At 40.9% G+C, this 16282-nt stretch carries 14 protein-coding genes, 1 tRNA gene and 1 other RNA gene; 13 read left to right on the top strand and 3 right to left on the bottom strand.

Translation table 11 applies throughout. From position 1 onward, the window contains the following. Positions 1-121: 121 nt before the first annotated feature. The gene (locus tag FQV37_RS05045; protein WP_160021530.1) at positions 122-1114 is read right to left on the bottom strand and encodes a hypothetical protein; all 993 of its coding nucleotides are present in this window, start codon (positions 1112-1114) and stop codon (positions 122-124) included. Positions 1115-1204: 90 nt separating this feature from the next. Next, positions 1205-1672 carry an Lrp/AsnC family transcriptional regulator gene (locus FQV37_RS05040; RefSeq protein WP_160021529.1) on the bottom strand — a complete coding sequence of 156 codons (468 nt, stop codon included), beginning with the start codon at positions 1670-1672 and terminating at the stop codon, positions 1205-1207. A gap of 242 nt (positions 1673-1914) precedes the next feature. Between FQV37_RS05040 and FQV37_RS05035 the strand changes: the two genes are divergently transcribed. Then, the gene (locus tag FQV37_RS05035; protein ID WP_240990952.1) at positions 1915-2937 is read left to right on the top strand and encodes an EamA family transporter; all 1023 of its coding nucleotides are present in this window, start codon (positions 1915-1917) and stop codon (positions 2935-2937) included. Between the two features lie 117 nt (positions 2938-3054). Here FQV37_RS05035 and smpB read toward each other — a convergent pair whose 3' ends face one another. Next, entirely contained in the window at positions 3055-3531 is a 477-nt protein-coding gene (gene smpB / locus FQV37_RS05030) for an SsrA-binding protein SmpB (RefSeq protein ID WP_160021528.1), read from the bottom strand. Positions 3532-3782: 251 nt separating this feature from the next. On the opposite strand from smpB, the gene coaD reads away from it, so the two are divergent. The 12 genes from coaD to FQV37_RS04970 all read left to right on the top strand — a co-directional run bounded on the left by coaD (position 3783) and on the right by FQV37_RS04970 (position 16191). Continuing rightward, a complete protein-coding gene (gene coaD, locus FQV37_RS05025) occupies positions 3783-4301 on the top strand; it encodes a pantetheine-phosphate adenylyltransferase (protein WP_160021527.1) in 519 nt (172 codons plus the stop codon). 267 nt (positions 4302-4568) lie between these two features. Continuing rightward, positions 4569-4817, top strand: coding sequence for a YfhL family 4Fe-4S dicluster ferredoxin (locus FQV37_RS05020; RefSeq protein ID WP_021814308.1), 249 nt, complete (start codon positions 4569-4571; stop codon positions 4815-4817). A 55-nt stretch (positions 4818-4872) separates the two neighbouring features. Then, entirely contained in the window at positions 4873-6213 is a 1341-nt protein-coding gene (bioA, locus tag FQV37_RS05015; protein ID WP_240990951.1) for an adenosylmethionine--8-amino-7-oxononanoate transaminase, read from the top strand. Then, positions 6210-6926 carry a dethiobiotin synthase gene (bioD, locus tag FQV37_RS05010; RefSeq protein ID WP_160021526.1) on the top strand — a complete coding sequence of 239 codons (717 nt, stop codon included), beginning with the start codon at positions 6210-6212 and terminating at the stop codon, positions 6924-6926. The genes bioA and bioD overlap by 4 nt, the downstream gene beginning before the upstream one ends. A 74-nt stretch (positions 6927-7000) precedes the next feature. Beyond that, positions 7001-7367: RNase P RNA component class A (gene rnpB / locus FQV37_RS05005), an RNA gene on the top strand. A 121-nt stretch (positions 7368-7488) separates the two neighbouring features. Continuing rightward, a tRNA-Met gene (locus FQV37_RS05000) sits at positions 7489-7565 on the top strand. A 226-nt stretch (positions 7566-7791) separates the two neighbouring features. After that, positions 7792-8604 (top strand): ABC transporter permease, encoded by an 813-nt coding sequence (locus FQV37_RS04995; protein WP_160021525.1) that lies wholly within the window; start codon positions 7792-7794, stop codon positions 8602-8604. Positions 8605-8661: 57 nt separating this feature from the next. Further along, positions 8662-9333, top strand: coding sequence for an ABC transporter ATP-binding protein (locus FQV37_RS04990; RefSeq protein ID WP_102078774.1), 672 nt, complete (start codon positions 8662-8664; stop codon positions 9331-9333). After that, positions 9311-10417, top strand: coding sequence for a KpsE/RkpR family capsule polysaccharide export protein (locus FQV37_RS04985; RefSeq protein WP_240990950.1), 1107 nt, complete (start codon positions 9311-9313; stop codon positions 10415-10417). The genes FQV37_RS04990 and FQV37_RS04985 overlap by 23 nt, the downstream gene beginning before the upstream one ends. Before the next feature lie 55 nt (positions 10418-10472). Next, a complete protein-coding gene (locus tag FQV37_RS04980; protein WP_160021524.1) occupies positions 10473-12245 on the top strand; it encodes a polysaccharide biosynthesis/export family protein in 1773 nt (590 codons plus the stop codon). 75 nt (positions 12246-12320) lie between these two features. After that, entirely contained in the window at positions 12321-14804 is a 2484-nt protein-coding gene (locus FQV37_RS04975; protein ID WP_240990949.1) for a capsular polysaccharide biosynthesis protein, read from the top strand. Between the two features lie 145 nt (positions 14805-14949). After that, positions 14950-16191 (top strand): capsule biosynthesis protein, encoded by a 1242-nt coding sequence (locus FQV37_RS04970; RefSeq protein ID WP_205962052.1) that lies wholly within the window; start codon positions 14950-14952, stop codon positions 16189-16191. The last annotated feature ends 91 nt before the right edge of the window (positions 16192-16282 follow it).

The following is a 16282-nucleotide window of genomic DNA, read 5'->3' as shown; positions in this document are numbered from 1 at the left end:
GTTAATCTAGTCATAACACTATGATTATCAATTATTCTATATATGTCAACACACCCTAGTATAATTGGAGTCTTTTTAAAATGGGTCGATTGCAGTTATCTTTCGCTAATACTCTATTGAACTAATGCCAGCTAGTATTGTCTTGAGGTATATTTTCTGACTGCTTCTGCCAATAGTTTGCTTTCGGCTCATAACGCGCATCAGTTAAAGCTAATTCAGTATAAATCTCATCTAAGCCCTCTATTGCTTTGTAACTGCCCAGTTCAGCGTAACCGGTCAACTCTGAAATAAGAGGCTGTAAATACTGTTCAAGCTCTTTTTGACTTGAGTTAACATGAGATGCCCGCCAATAATTGAAAGCCTCAAGCAATAGAACAGCTTTGCTATCTAAATGTCCAGCTTTGGATAATAATGCAGTACTTACAATACCTAATCCAGTCTCAGTTTCCTGCTGTAAGATAATAGGGTTGTTTGGACTTACACGTCTATTTTTTCGTACTAAACCTGTACCCACCATATAATCTAGCCAAATTGAAGAGTTTGCTTTATTTTGTTGAAAATAGTCTACAACCTTACTCATGTATTGTATGGCTTTGTTATCGTCTTTAGGAACAAATTCACCTATGTAGTAATTTAGAGCCATCTGGAAGTAAAGCTCGACTAGTTGCTCTTGATAGTAAACACCATCAGATTTAAATTGTTCTATTTGTTTATGGCTTAAGCTATCTTTCTTAGGAAAGTCGCTAATAGCTTTATTCGCAAACCTAGATAATGCTTGCTCGTATTTAGCATATTGGCTAATAACATCCGTATCCTTACTGAAAGGATATTTTGTTTGACAGAGCTGAAATTTTGCCACTTGTAATGCAAAATTATCTGAATATATGTCTATGCCATTTGGCGTTTCTTTGAATTCGCTTAATGTGATAGGTTTATCAGATTGTTCGATATTTTTATAAATATCGCAACTATTTGAAACAGGCTGAATATCATAGGCATAAGTAGGTAGAGATACAACTGTAAATAACCCTATAATAAACAGGCTATTTAGTGAGAGTTTTAAGTAAGGTAAGCTATTTATTTTGAACATTAAAAATGTATTTAAATTTTGCACAACAAGAATCCTTAAAGTCGTCATTAGCTACCATATTTAAAATTACACTACTCTTATCATTTTATTTCTTGATATGCTACATATGATGTCTTAATCAAGCAAAATCTTCGTGCCACTTTTGGTAAAGTTCATCACAAACTGGCTTTTGAAATTGCGCACATTATTTTCGTAAGTCAGTAAGCTGCGGGTGAACTGATGATAGTCGCTCATATTCTTGGCATTGACCATGAGCATAAAGTCAAAATCGCCAGATACTTCATAGCAGCTCATGATTCGTGATTGCGCATCCATCAAGCGCTCAAACCGATGCTGCATTGAAGTGTTAGAGCGCTCCATTTCTATCATCACTACGGCCGTCAGACCGTAGCCCACTTTGTCAGGATTGACGATGGCTACTTGTTTGGTAATCACGTCACTATCTATGAGCGCCTGTATACGCCGCTGCGCCGTCGCGATAGAGACATGCACTCGCTCTGCGACAGTTTTAAGCGGTAATGTCGCATCATCTTGTAGCAAGTTCAAAATAGCTTTATCAATATTATCTAAAGTATGGCTCATATCAGGACATCCTTAATAACGGCAGTTTTTATCTTTTTTTATAAATATTATCACTATAAAGTTTAATATAAGAAAATAATAGTTTATACGACATGTATTTGATATTTTTATTCATAAATATATCTATATAGAGATAATATATCAAAGCAGCCTAGTAAAATAGATCATATCAATTAGAGCTGCTTCAAAATAAGAGCTAGCAATTGGTTTTTTATCATCTATTAATAGCTACGGTGCTTATCATGTCTATCTCAATGTTCTCCAATGTATTCGCTAATACCCTAGCAACGACTGCTGCACGTTTGCCACTACCTGCGATTTGGACGACAGGTAGCGCACAACAACGCACTCTGATATTAGGGGTGTCTTTTGCCATATTGTCTAATGTGCTATTTGGCGTACTCTATGCGTATAGCAGTTTTTTAGCGCCATTATCAGGGACGCAAGTTTTTATCTGGCGTATGCTCGCAATGTGGGCAGCGTTGGTTGGATACCTGATGGTAAGTGGACGTCTAGGATTACACATTGATAAATTGAAAGTGTTAAAAGGCGCTAAGCAATGGGCTTGGTTGCTATTACCTACACCGATATTTCTCAGCCAGTTTTGGTTATTTATGTGGGGGCCAGTGAATGGCCAAGGTGTGCAAACCGCGATGGGGTACTTCTTATTCCCATTGATGATGGTGGTGTTTGGTTGTGTCCTCTTTGGTGAAAAACTCAGCCGTTTGCAATGGTTGGCAGTAGCCTTTGCCGCACTGGGCGTGGGTAGCGAAGTTATCCGTACGCAAAGTGTCTCTTGGGCGACGCTATGGGTATGCGGTACGTACCCTATTTACTACATTTTACGCCGACTGCAAGGAATCGGTGCGGTGACTGGGTTATTGGTTGATTTAACGATATTTGCGCCCTTTGCGTTGGCTTACTTATTCCTTTTTGCCCCAAGCAGTTTGGCATTGGTTAGCGGCTCTGGTTTCTTTATCATGATGCTAGTAGGTTTAGGTGTTCTCAGTGTCTTGGCGATGAAGACCAATATTGATGCTAGTCAAATGCTACCAGTCAACGTCTATGGCATGATGAGCTATCTAGAGCCTGCGTTGCTATTTATCTTGGCAGTGACCGTACTAGGTAACCCATTTGAGTCAGCGATGATCTATAGCTATGGTCTGATTTGGTTAGGTATTGGTTGTCTGATTGCTCATGGTGTTAGGCAATTGCGTCAGGCTAGTAGAAAGACAGCATTGTCTCTAGAAGAGCAGGTGGCATAAAAAGTCTCTGGATAGATGTTATAAAGGTGACTATTTAAAAAATGTGATAGACAACAAAAAAGGACGACTCAGTAATTATTGAGCCGTCCTTTTCTATTTAGATTAAGCGAATACTAGTTAATCTAAATGCTGTTTGAAACCACGCTGCTTGTCACGTTCCCAGTCACGATCTTTTAGCGTTTTACGCTTGTCATGCTGCTTTTTACCCAAGGCTAGACCAATTTGGCATTTCACTAGTGAGTTTTTCCAGTAGCAAGATAGCGGTACGCAAGCATAGCCTTTTTGGTTGATTGCCCCAGACAGCTTTTCGATTTCACGACGGTTCAGCAGCAGTTTACGGGTACGAATACTGTCTGGACTAACGTGCGTTGAGCTCGATAGCAATGGCTGAATGTGCGCACCGAACAGGAAGGCTTCGTTATTACGGAATATGACGTACGCTTCAGTAATCGTCATTTTTCCGGCACGAATGGCTTTTACTTCCCAACCTTGTAATGCCAGTCCCGCTTCAAAAGCTTCTTCGATAAAATACTCATGACGCGCCTTTTTATTGGCGCAAATCTGATTATCAGGTTTTTTTGATTTCTTTGACATAATTTCTCCATAAGGTTTGCCCAAAATGCGAGCGCCTTATCTGATCAGTCCTACTAGTTCCTCATCTTAATCCAATATATAGTCTTAAGCTTTATTTAGATTATAAGACAGATGAGTCGAACCACCTATTGTATCAAAGCCTCTAATCAAAAGGTAAATCAGCTCTTAGGACAAATGTAGCAGATAAGTATTAAGTTTGAGCAAAATTTGCTAGCATATGGCCTAATATCACCGATTATATCAGTCATGCTATGAGCCACTCTATTTCTTCTAATTCCTCAAAGCTACATACCAAAATCCTATATCCTGGTACTTTTGATCCTATTACCAACGGTCATGTAGATTTGGTCACACGCGCCGTCAAGCTATTTGATGAGGTCGTTATCGCGGTTGCCTCAGGCCATCATAAAAAACCCTTGTTTAATTTTGAAGAACGCGTTGCTTTGGTCGAAACCGTATTTGCTGATTTACCGCAAGTATCTGTCATTGGTTTTGAAGGGCTGCTTGTTGATTTTATGCGTGAAAAAAACGCCACGGCAGTTTTGCGTGGCTTGCGAGCGATGTCAGATTTTGAGTATGAGTTTCAGCTAGCCAATATGAATCGTGAGCTTGATGAAAACTTTGAGGCAGTGTTCTTGACCCCATCTCAAAATTACTCATTTATCTCATCTACCATGATTCGCGAAATTGCCAAGCTTGGCGGTGACGTTAACAAATTCGTTCCTCCCTGCGTTTTGCAAGCATTCGATAAAAAGCTAAATATTAAATAAAAGATGCTGCATTAAAGATATGCTGCTAGCACTTGCTAAAATAGTAAGGAGCAGTCATATAGGAGTAGGGCATGTCCCTATTTTAAAAATAGTGATAAAAATTAGATAAATCGTAGGCAAACAAGAAAAATAGTGCAGATAATATCGAGATATTGACCAGTTATTTGACGCCGTTTGCCAAAGATTTAGCCATTTTTAGCCCATTTAGTGATAAACGTTTGAATTAGGGACAAGCCCTAATACAAGCAAAAATATAAGGAACAGTTCATGGCACTATTAATCACTGATGAGTGCATCAACTGTGATGTGTGCGAGCCTGCTTGCCCCAATGAAGCCATCTCAGAAGGGGATGATATCTATGTCATCGACCCTGATCTATGTACAGAATGTGTCGGACATTTTGACGAGCCGCAATGCGTTGTGATTTGCCCAGTCGACTGTATTCCTCACGATCCCAATCATGTTGAGACTGAAAGCGACCTGCTATCTAAATACAAACGTATTACGGGTCAATAAAGTATTTATAAGTGATTGATGGCGTTTGGGTTTACAACGTTTTAGGGACAACACGATGACTATGGAAATAATAACCACGCAAACAACAACCACGCAATCCATCCAAGTCACAAACGACTTTGATCAGCAACACCTTTGGCATCCTTATGCTAGCCTGCCACCCACTTATCCTAATATCGTAATTGATCGTGCCGAAGGTATTTATATCATCACCGAAGATGGCACACACCTGATCGATGGTATGTCATCATGGTGGGCGAGCGTTCATGGTTATAACCATCCAAAACTGAATGAAGCACTGACTCAGCAGTTGGGTAAAATGGCGCATGTCATGTTTGGTGGGTTAACCCATCAGCCGGCGATAGATTTGGGCAAAAAACTGCTCGATATTGTACCTACTGGACTTGAGGCAATTTTTTATGCTGACAGTGGCAGTATTGCGGTAGAAGTGGCACTAAAGATGGCGCTGCAATATCAAGTGGCTGCCAAGCGCCCAAATAAGCAACAGTTTGCATCAACCCATTCAGGGTATTACGGAGACACGTGGCATGCCATGAGTGTCTGTGATCCTGTTAATGGTATGCACAGCCTATATGGCAAGCAATTACCGATGCAGCATTTCGTCCCTGCGCCGCCACTTGGCTTTGATCGCGCCTTGACAGTGGATGAGCGTGAATCGTTAGCTCAGTTTTTTTTCAAGTATGGTGAGCAGCTGGCGGGGTTTATCATTGAGCCAATTATTCAGGGCGCAGGCGGAATGCGTTTTTATAATCCTGAATATCTGCAATTGCTGCGTCAACTGTGCGATGAATATGATGTACTCTTGATCGCGGATGAAATTGCCACTGGGTTTGGTCGTAGTGGTAAATTATTTGCGTGTGAACATGCTGGCATCAGCCCTGATATCATGACCATTGGCAAGGCGCTGACGGGTGGTTATATGACTTTTGCTGCAACGCTATGTACCCGAAAAGTTGCCGATACCATTCATAATAGTGACTATCCAGCCCTTATGCATGGCCCAACCTTTATGGGCAACCCACTGGCTTGTGCAGTTGCGTGCGCATCGATTGATTTGATTACGTCTTATGAGATTGAAGCGTGTACCGCAAACATGCAGACTATTATGGAACAGCAGTTAGCGCCTGCTGCGTTATTAGACGGTGTTGCCGAGGTGCGCTGCTTGGGTGCAGTCGCTGTGATTGAGCTGGACGAAGCGGTCGATATGCCCATTTTTCAGTCTTTGTTGATTGATAATGGTATCTGGGTCAGACCATTTGGCAAGCTGGTGTATATCATGCCACCCTACATGATTACTGATGATGAGCTGACTACCTTATGCCAATCACTGCTAAAAGTAGTGCATACTTATTTAGAAAACCGAGGTCAACCATGAGTGTTTTATTTGTTTCTGGTATCGATACCGATATTGGTAAAACCTATGCTACTGGACTGCTTGCCAAAGCGCTTATGCAGCAAGGCTTAGATGTCATTACTCAAAAGTTAGTACAAACGGGCGTATCGATCAATCCAAATACTAGTGAGATGAATGTCGCTGATGATATTATTACTCATCGTCAATTAATGGCGATCCCACTACAGTCATGTGACCTCGATTTTACCACCTGCCCTTATCGCTACGAGAAGCCTGCATCACCGCATTTGTCAGCAACATTAGCCAACTATCCCCTCGATATTGAAATTATTACTAAAGCTACTAAGCGCCTGCAATCTGAGTATGAGCTGGTACTACTAGAAGGTGCAGGTGGTTTGCTTGTGCCCATTACAGAGAATCTACTCACGTTAGACTATATTGCCGAGCAAGGCTATCCTATTGTCTTGGTCACCTCTGGTCGATTGGGCAGCATCAATCACACTTTGCTGAGTTTAGAAGCTATAAAATCGCGAGGATTAATAGTACATAGCGTAATTTATAATCATATCCATGACGATGCTGAACAAACGGATACTGAGATCGCAAATAGCACTATTGAATTTCTACGAAGATATTTGGACAATCATTATCCCGAAGCGCATTGGCTACAAATACCATATCTAAAAGATAATCTGGTCGGTAATATTGAAACACTACCAGAAAATTTTGTTTAACCTATTTGTGTTGTCCACAAAAATAAATCCAAAAGACATGCGCAGAATGTAATAAGTTTGCTATACTAGCGCGCTTGGTAGACTAGGCGATCGCCGCTGTACACTGGCAACAGATGAGCAGGGGAGGAAAGTCCGGGCTACATAGGGCAGCGTGCCAGCTAACGGCTGGGCAGGGTAACTTGACGACCAGTGCAGCAGAGAGTAGACCGCCTTTAGTATCTTAGGGTATTATCGGTAAGGGTGAAAGGGTGCGGTAAGAGCGCACCGCGTGGCTGGCAACAGTTCACGGCATGGTAAACTCCACGCGTAGCAAGACCAAATAGGCATCGGCATGGCGCGGCCCGCGTTCGATGCGGGTAGGTTGCTTGAGCGTATTAGCGATGATACGCCTAGAGGAATGATCGTCCACGACAGAACCCGGCTTATCGGTTTACCAAACCTTTTTTATTGTTTGTTATAGTAATAGTTGCAATTAATCTGAATTAAATTCATTTTTTTGCAAAAAATGCTTATTAGGGGTTGACGGCAGTCAACAGCTTGGGCATAATGTGCAGCCTAAAACGGCGATGTAGCTCAGCTGGTTAGAGCGCATGACTCATAATCGTGAGGTCAAGAGTTCAAGTCTCTTCATCGCCACCATATATAGCAGTACGAAAAAAACCAATCTATCGAGATTGGTTTTTTTTTGCCTAAAATAAGTGGTTTTATAAACTAGAAGCAATTGATAGATAGCGTTTTAGGTGTGATTTACTTACAGATTTCTTACTAAATCATAGGTTTATCAGGATATGTACAGATTAATTCTTGTAACTTATGTCGCGCTTACTTATCATAGGGGCTGTTTTCGGTAAAGTCCTGTAACGCCATGTCTATACAATTACCTCCTTATCGTCCTGTTCAGCATCGTAGTGGCCTTAAAGTCATGGGTGCCGCATTTCATGCTTTACTAATGCGTGAGCTCCAAACGCGCTTCGGCGGCTATCGCTTGGGCTATCTATGGGCGCCACTTGAGGTTCTTTTTCAGATATTAATTTTTTTAGTAATTTTTGGGGCTATTCGTGAGCGCTTAGTACCAGGGATGAATTTTTCATTATTCTTAGTGGCAGGCATGGTGCCTTTTCGTATGTTCCAAAAGATGGCAACGAGAGCGCTAGGTGCTGTCGAAGGTAATCGTGGCTTGCTTATATATAGAGCAATTCGGCATATAGATGTTATTATTGCTCGCTCATTTCTTGAACTTATTATTTATTTTTTTACTTTTATCTTATTATTAGCTGGATTGTCTTTTTTCGGTATATTTCCAAGTCTAGGTAACTTACATATTGTTATTTTTTGCTGGATAACACTTTTTTTATTTGGATTTGGCACAGCGCTTATTATGATGGTTGTTGGACATTATGGTGGTGAGATATCTAAAGTAATAACAATATTTTTTACAATTCTATATTTTACTTCAGGTGTTATTTTCCCTTTACTTATTGTTCCAGAACCTTATTTTAGTTATTTGTTATATAATCCATTAGTGCACAATTTGGAGCTTATAAAACACTCTCTAGCCCCAAATTATCCCTCCTATTACATTGATATAGGTTATTTTTTAGAGTGGACAATTGGTATAAATTTTTTAGGGCTTCTGATGTATAAAGCAGTTGAAAAAGATCTGATACGTTCTAAGTAAGTAGATTGAAATTTAATCGATATTTTATTCATGTTATTGATAATTTATGGTAAATAAATGATTGAAGTTAAGAATGTTTCAAAGTCATTTATGACTACAAAAGGTCGGCATTATCTGTTTAAAGACTTGAATCTAACCATTGGTGATAAGCAAAGTGTTGGTTTGTTAGGTCGTAACGGTGCGGGCAAGTCAACCTTGCTACGTATTATATGTGGCCTTGATGAGCCAGACCACGGTGAAATTATTAGCGACTCAACCATCTCTTGGCCAGTAGGGGTGGCAGGTGGTTTTCAAGGAAGTTTGACCGGTCGTCAAAACGTACGTTTTGTTTGTCGTCTTTATTCAAGCGGTCCTTATATCGACGAAAAAATTCGTTTTGTAGAAGAGTTTGCAGATATCGGTAAGTATTTCGATATGCCTGTACGTAGTTACTCATCTGGTATGAAGTCAAGGCTTGTCTTTGGATTAAGTTTAGCTTTTGATTTTGATTACTATATGCTTGATGAAGTGGGTGCTGTTGGTGATGCAGCCTTCAAAAAAAGATCAAGAGAGATTTTGAAGGCTCGAAAAGAAACGTCTGGAGTACTAATGGTATCTCACAGTTTAAAAGATATAACTGCAAGCTGCGACATTGGTATTGTATTAATGGATCAGACAGCACATGTGTTTGATGATATAACAGAAGCGATTAAAGTTTATGAAAAGCATGTCCACAAAGCAAAAAAATAACATACTCAATTTTTCGCTTTTCATCGGCTTAGTGATTTTGCCTTGGGTGTTGGTGATATTCTATGTCATGACTATAGCCCACCCAAGATTTGTTTCTACTGCAGATGTAGTGGTTAAGCAGGTTAGCGAGTCTAGCGTACCATCTGGTGGTGGTATATCAGCTCTATTGGGCGTTAATAGTACCAGTAAAGAAGATGCGACCTATTTGACAGAGTATATTTTGTCGAATGATATGGTGAAGCGACTCGATAATAAGTTTAAATTTCGTGAAGCTTACCATGTTGATGGTTCAGACCCTATTTATGAAATCGATCCTGATGCGACTCAGGAAGATTTGCTCGAATACTTCAAGAAACGGGTTCACATTGATCTCGATGAGCAGAGCTATGTGCTTTCGGTATCAACAGAAGGCTTTGACTCAAAGTATGCTTTTGAGCTGAACAAAGCTATCTTGGGAGAGTCTGAACAGTTCGTAAACCGTATTTCGCAAGAAGTAGCTCGTGATCAATTAGCGTTTGCAGAAACTCAGTTAAATGAATCAGAAGAGCGCCTAAATGATGCCAAAGAGCAGCTATTAAACTATCAGAACGAAAACGAAATCTATGATCCACAGGCCAATGCACAGATCGTCAATCAGTTAATTGGTAGCTTACAAGCACAATTAAGCTCGTTGCGTACCGAAGAGCGCCAGTTACTCAGTTATCTAAATCCAGATGCGCCGCAAGTGGTTTCACTAAGAAGCCAGATAAAGGCCGTTGAAGAGCAAATCACTCAAGAACAAACCAAATTGACCTCGCCAAATACAACCAAATTAAACCGTCAAGCGGTACAGTTTGAGACCATCAAGGCAGATGTGGATTTTGCTACCGAGTTGTATAAATTGTCGTTGTCATCGCTTGAAAAATCAAGACTAGAAGCATTCAAGAAAATGAAAAACTTGATTGTGATCTCAACGCCCTATGAAGCTGAAGATGCAACATATCCGCGCCAAGCGTATCTCATTTGGACATCGCTTGCGTTGCTCTTAATGCTATATGGATTTGTGCGTTTGGTAATGGCAGTTGTCCGTGATCACCGTAGCTAATCTTGAAAAACCAGATATCAGTAATGATCGATAGATCAGGAAAGGAATATAACTCATGAATATGAAACCACGTTCTATCGTGATAGCGACAAGTTTGGCAATGGCGGCGACTAGTATGTCTGCAACAGCTGCAAGCAGTTATGCAGATCAAATATCAGGTTCAGGCTTTGGCACAAGCAGTAATAACATGAGTCAATCTCAGAACCAGAGCAATATTAACGTGTCTACCCAAGCATTTGCTGGGGCAGTACCAGGGCAAGCAACAACCCAAGAAGCGGTTAACGCAGCAAGCTTACCAAGTCAGTCAGTTATTAATACCACGCGTCCTTATCAAGATATTAAAACTCAAGATATGATGTTCGGTGAGCAATTGTTCCGTGGGGCATTTTCGACGACTTCAGGCTCTACCTTTAATGACAGTTATGTGATTAACCCTGGCGATAACGTCCAAGTAAGAATGTGGGGCGCTTACCAGTATGCTGCTACCATGACCGTCGATCCACAAGGTAATATTTTCTTACCGAACGTTGGACCAGTCCGCGTCTCTGGTGTGCAAAATGGCAGCTTACAAAACGTGGTCAAAAATGCTGTCAGTCGTATCTACCGCTCGAATGTAGGGGTTTATGCTTCATTAGAGCAGGCGCAACCAGTTAAAGTATTCGTCACAGGTTTTGTTAAGCAGCCAGGCTATTACGGTGGTCTAGCAGCAGACTCGGTATTGTCTTATTTAGATAGAGCAGGCGGCGTTGACCCAACACGCGGTAGTTATATCGACATTCAAATCAAGCGCAATGGTCAAATGCTACAGCAAGTCAATTTATATGACTTTTTGCTAGCAGGTAAATTACAGGCTTTTTCATTTCGTGATGGTGATGTCATCACCGTGGCACCACAGAAAAAGACATTTGTGGTAAGCGGTCAAGTTCAAAACGAATATACCTTCGAGTTTGATGTGAATGATCTGACTATTGGTGATGTGTTACAAGTGTCTAATCCGGCAGCCAATGCTACTAATATCAGTATCACTCGCAGTGCAGGACGTGCACAAACGGCAGAATACTACTCATTAAGTGAAGCCCAAAATGTTCCCGTCTATAACGGCGATCAAATGGTAGTAACCTCAGATCGTTATGCAGGCACCATCGCTGTACAGGTAAAAGGTGCGCATACTGGTAATGGCGCGATGGTTGTGCCATATGGCGCGCGTCTAAAAGATATCGTGCCACAATTACAGCCAAGCCCATTGGCGAAATTGACGCATTTAACAATCTACCGCGAATCTGTTGCTGAACAACAAAAACGCATGATTAACGAGTCGCTCGATCGTCTAGAAGAGCTAACACTTGCTACCCAGTCAACGACTCGTGAAGAAGCTGCACTACGTCAAGATGATGCAGCATTGGTCAAACAGTTCGTCGCTAAAGCTCGTAATGTACAAACCGATGGTCAAATCGTTGTGGTACCAAACTCATGGCAAGATATTATTCTGCAACAAGGCGACATCATTGAGATACCAGCCCAAACATCAGTCATTACAGTCAATGGTCAAGTACGAGCACAAGGGGCACTTACCTTTAATCCTGACTATACCGTTGGGGATTATGTGGCTAATTCTGGTGGTTTCTCTGATAACGCTGATACAAAGGATATCTTAATTATTCATCAAAATGGAGCGAGCCAAGTGGTCAATACTGCGTATCGTATCCAGCAGGGTGACGAGATTATGGTATTACCGAAAGTCAAAACTAAGCGTGTGGAGATTGCGCGCGGTCTATCACAGATTGTTTATCAGTTAGCAATTGCTGCCAAGGTAGTTTTAGATCTATAACGGTTAGCCAGTCATGACTTAACGATGACTGTTGAACGAATTTAACCAAAACCAATGAGTAAAGGTATCAAAGATATGGCAAAAGAAGCAGCGAATGAAATCAAGGTATCTACTATGTCCACCTCTGATCATGCGCTACTTTCGCCATCGTCACAGTACCAATCACCAAAGCAACTGGCAGTAGTTGGTAAAGGTATGTGCCGCAATAACTTGCTACTCTCGCAAGTGTTACAAGCCAATATCCAGCGCTGGTATCCGTGGTCAGGCTTGCAACACAGCCTGATAAATCGCAAGAAAAAATCACAACCTGAGGCATTTATTGGATGGGGGCATAAGAAAAGCTTCCAAAGAGCTAATAAAGCCGCCACTCGTCAGAATGTGAATGCTTTCAGTATTGAAGATGGATTTTTGCGTTCATTAGATTCAGGTATTAATAGTCGCCACGGTTTGAGTGTGGTTATCGATGACGTTGGTATCTACTTTGATATGACGCATCACTCGCGCCTCGAGCAGTTGATTGTTGAGCGCACCAAGAGTACTAGCAATGATCGCGCAGCAGACGAGGCACGTGCTCATCATCTGATGACACGTATATGCGAAGAAAAACTGAGTAAATATAATTCCATAATCGATTGTCCGTCGTTGGACAAATTGATTAATGAAGAAAATATTAACGAAAAAGAAAGTGTTTCACCATTACATATCTTGTTGATTGATCAGGTAGCGGGTGATGCCTCTGTTAAAGGTGCTGGTGCGAATAAACGTCAATTTAAGAAGATGCTAAAATCTGCATGCCACAACCATCCTAACGCCCATATTTGGATAAAGGCTCATCCTGCGTCAAAATCAGGCTACTTATCCAACTTAAAACTGCCTAAAAACGTTAGGCTATTGACTGAATCTCTCAATCCTATTGAACTGCTTAAGCAAGTAAGTGATGTCTATACCGTCAGCTCACATATGGGCTTTGAAGCATTAATGCTAGGTAAAAAAGTACATTGCTTTGGAGTCAGCTGGTATAGCGGATGGGGGCTGACCGATGACACTAATGCACCTAAAAACTTACTTAAAGCAGTTGAGAAACGTCGTTTAGAGTCAGCTGAGATACTTCTCAGTAATAGAGATTTGTCAAACTCAGCAATGTTTCCTGCCACGTCACATAAGACGCTTGAAACGTCATTAGAAACATTATTTTATAGTGCTTATGTTAATTATAGTCGTTATGTAGATCCAGCAACGAAACAAGCTTGTGATATCGATACAGCCATTGAGTGGTTGGTGACCAATCGGTGGTGGCAAGCGCGTCTTGAAGGCGATTTGACGATATATGAATTTAGTCGTTGGAAGCTGCCATTTGTCAAAGCCTTTATAGACCTACCGCGTACGACATTATTCGTTAAACCAAAACCGCGTCTAAAAAATCTTCTACATCTAGACCATTTCCGTGTCAATTTCAGCCAGCCTTTATTGGTATGGGGTTTGGCCAAACGTCAGCAAGTACAGAAGAAGCTACAGAGTAAACTTGCTGAACAAAGCTCGGACATGCCAGCTATTTATTGTATGGAAGATGGGTTTATCCGATCAAATGGTTTAGGTGCTACTTTACTCGCACCACTGTCTGTTGTCATAGACAAACAAGGTATTTATTACGATGCGACCCAGCCTTCAGACTTAGAAACATTGCTGCAAAATTGTCAGCCATTAAGTTCTGAACAGCGTCTTCGCGTAAACAAACTGCAAGACAAACTGCTGAATCAGCGGGTAAGTAAATACAATGTTGGGGTTGGTATAGATGTTTCTAGTATTCAAAATAACTCGTGGATGCAGGATGCCAAAATATCTGGGAGACGACGTGTTCTTATTATCGGTCAGGTAGAGGACGATTTGTCAGTACAGTACTGCGGTTCCACAATAAAGACAAACAGTGGTTTGATCGAACGTGTACGACAAGATAACCCAGACGCTTATTTGATTTATAAGCCGCATCCTGATGTTGAGGCAGGACTGCGAGCAGGTAAAGTATCAGAAGCTCATCTACAACAAGTTCAAGCGGTTGCCTACGATACTGCCATGCCTGATTGTTTAGAATGGGTGGATGAGGTTCATACGATCAGCTCACTGACTGGTTTTGAAGCGTTGCTGCGTGGATTGGACGTCACCTGCTATGGTTTACCATTTTATGCAGGTTGGGGGTTGACCACAGATATTGACGGGCAGTCGCTACCGAAATATACCTATCTAAAAAGGCGTCAACGAGATATACCTTTGACTCTTGAGCAGCTAATATATGGCGCGCTTATATGTTACCCGTTGTATCGTCTGCCTGATGGCTATGGATTAGCACAAGTAGAACAGGTGATCGATTATTTATACCCTCTCAAAGACTCGCATCTGCTTGCGAATAGTGAAGAATCGCAATCTGAAATGGCTAGTACTTCAAATAGTTCAGCTAAGACTGTGAACTCGTCTTTATCTACAAAGTTTAAACGTCACGCGACCACACGTTTTATGCAGCAGCGTCACCAGTGGCAACAGAAATTGCGTAAAATGTCTCGTTAATTTATTAGAGTAGCACCGTATAATTGCATTGCGACAAATAGATGCTTTTTCGGTATAATCACTTTTACGCTATGTGTTTTCACACGGTTGCACGACCTTTCTCATTTTTATTTCTTATTTTCTCATTTAATGGTAGCCCTGTATTATGGCAGCTTCGATGTCTCACTTGCTTACTCATCGACATGTCTTGCTACTACAAGGGAAAATGGGTGGGTTTTTTAATCGCTTTTCGTCATTCTTGCAAACTCAAGATATTAAAGTAAGTAAAATCAATTTTAATGCAGGCGATGCCTTTTTTTATCATCACGACAATACCTACGAATATACCAATACATTAGCGCAATTTTCCTCTTGGTTGCAGGCGTTCATTAAAGAAAATGCCATTGATGCGATTGTATGCTTTGGCGATTGTCGACCGCATCATACTCAAGCAGCGTGTATCAGTGAGAAGCTAGGTATTTCATTTTTTGTCTTTGAAGAAGGGTACTTGCGTCCTGATTACATTACCTTACAAGAGCATGGGATTAATGGCTATTCACGTCTAAACACTGCTGAGATTAAAGCACTTAAGAAAGCCAATGATCAGCCTTTATACACACATAATCGATTTTATCGCTTAAGTATCGCGGCCATCGTCTATTACATCATTGCTTGGCTTTATAAAAGTCGTTATCCACATTATTCGCATTATCGTGGTATGACCGCTTGGCAAGAGGCCATCGCTTGGTTAAAAGCACCGTGGCGGAAGCTACGAGGATATTTGCCAGATAAACAATTGCAAAATAGACTGATCAAGCAAGAAAGTAACAATTACTTTTTGATTAGTTTGCAAGTGCATAATGACTCACAGATTACCCATCATAGTGATTATCGTGATGTGGTACAGTTCATTGATGAGTCTATCGCAAGCTTTGCAAAATTTGCTAAGCAAAAACAGTTACTTGTGTTTAAGCATCATCCATTGGATCGTGGTCATAGAGACTATCGGGAGCTGGTAGCTAGCCTAGCTGAGCGCTATCAAGTGTCTCATCGTGTTTTCTATGGTTGTGATATGCACCTGCCAACTTTGATGAAATATAGTATTGGCATGGTGACTATTAACAGTACGACAGGCTTGCAGTCGGTTTATCATAAGAAACCTACTAAGGTTATGGGTCGTGCAATTTACGATATTCCTAAGCTAACAGATCAAAAGCCGCTTGATGATTTTTGGCAGCAGCCTAAGGGCCCAGATAATAAATTTTATTTGAGATTTCGTGAGTACTTGATAGAGCAAACTCAAATAAATGGTGCTTTTTATGGCAGATCGCCATGGATGTATAAGTATCTGTACCAAAATGGCAGTGAAACTACAGACGTAGATATGTCTAAAACCAATTTACCCTAGTCATTTATTCGCTTTTGTTTCTAAGAAGTCATAGTAATTATAATAGTATCTATATAAAGAAACGAAGTTCAACAAGTGTAACGATTGTTGC

It is taken from the genome of Psychrobacter nivimaris (genome assembly GCF_009812035.1).
Taxonomy (GTDB): Bacteria; Pseudomonadota; Gammaproteobacteria; order Pseudomonadales; family Moraxellaceae; genus Psychrobacter; species Psychrobacter nivimaris.
Note: the sequence above shows the minus strand (reverse complement) of the source record. Positions and strands in the feature narration are given on the sequence as shown.

Excerpts from the sequence above, each read along its gene's own strand:
- FQV37_RS05040 (WP_160021529.1), bottom strand. The coding sequence starts at position 1,672 with ATGAGCCATACTTTAGATAATATTGATAAAGCTATTTTGAACTTGCTA.
- FQV37_RS05035 (WP_240990952.1), top strand. The coding sequence starts at position 1,915 with ATGTCTATCTCAATGTTCTCCAATGTATTCGCTAATACCCTAGCAACG.
- smpB (WP_160021528.1), bottom strand. The coding sequence starts at position 3,531 with ATGTCAAAGAAATCAAAAAAACCTGATAATCAGATTTGCGCCAATAAA.
- coaD (WP_160021527.1), top strand. The coding sequence starts at position 3,783 with ATGAGCCACTCTATTTCTTCTAATTCCTCAAAGCTACATACCAAAATC.
- FQV37_RS05020 (WP_021814308.1), top strand. The coding sequence starts at position 4,569 with ATGGCACTATTAATCACTGATGAGTGCATCAACTGTGATGTGTGCGAG.
- bioA (WP_240990951.1), top strand. The coding sequence starts at position 4,873 with ATGACTATGGAAATAATAACCACGCAAACAACAACCACGCAATCCATC.
- bioD (WP_160021526.1), top strand. The coding sequence starts at position 6,210 with ATGAGTGTTTTATTTGTTTCTGGTATCGATACCGATATTGGTAAAACC.
- FQV37_RS04995 (WP_160021525.1), top strand. The coding sequence starts at position 7,792 with ATGTCTATACAATTACCTCCTTATCGTCCTGTTCAGCATCGTAGTGGC.
- FQV37_RS04990 (WP_102078774.1), top strand. The coding sequence starts at position 8,662 with ATGATTGAAGTTAAGAATGTTTCAAAGTCATTTATGACTACAAAAGGT.
- FQV37_RS04985 (WP_240990950.1), top strand. The coding sequence starts at position 9,311 with ATGTCCACAAAGCAAAAAAATAACATACTCAATTTTTCGCTTTTCATC.
- FQV37_RS04980 (WP_160021524.1), top strand. The coding sequence starts at position 10,473 with ATGAATATGAAACCACGTTCTATCGTGATAGCGACAAGTTTGGCAATG.
- FQV37_RS04975 (WP_240990949.1), top strand. The coding sequence starts at position 12,321 with ATGGCAAAAGAAGCAGCGAATGAAATCAAGGTATCTACTATGTCCACC.
- FQV37_RS04970 (WP_205962052.1), top strand. The coding sequence starts at position 14,950 with ATGGCAGCTTCGATGTCTCACTTGCTTACTCATCGACATGTCTTGCTA.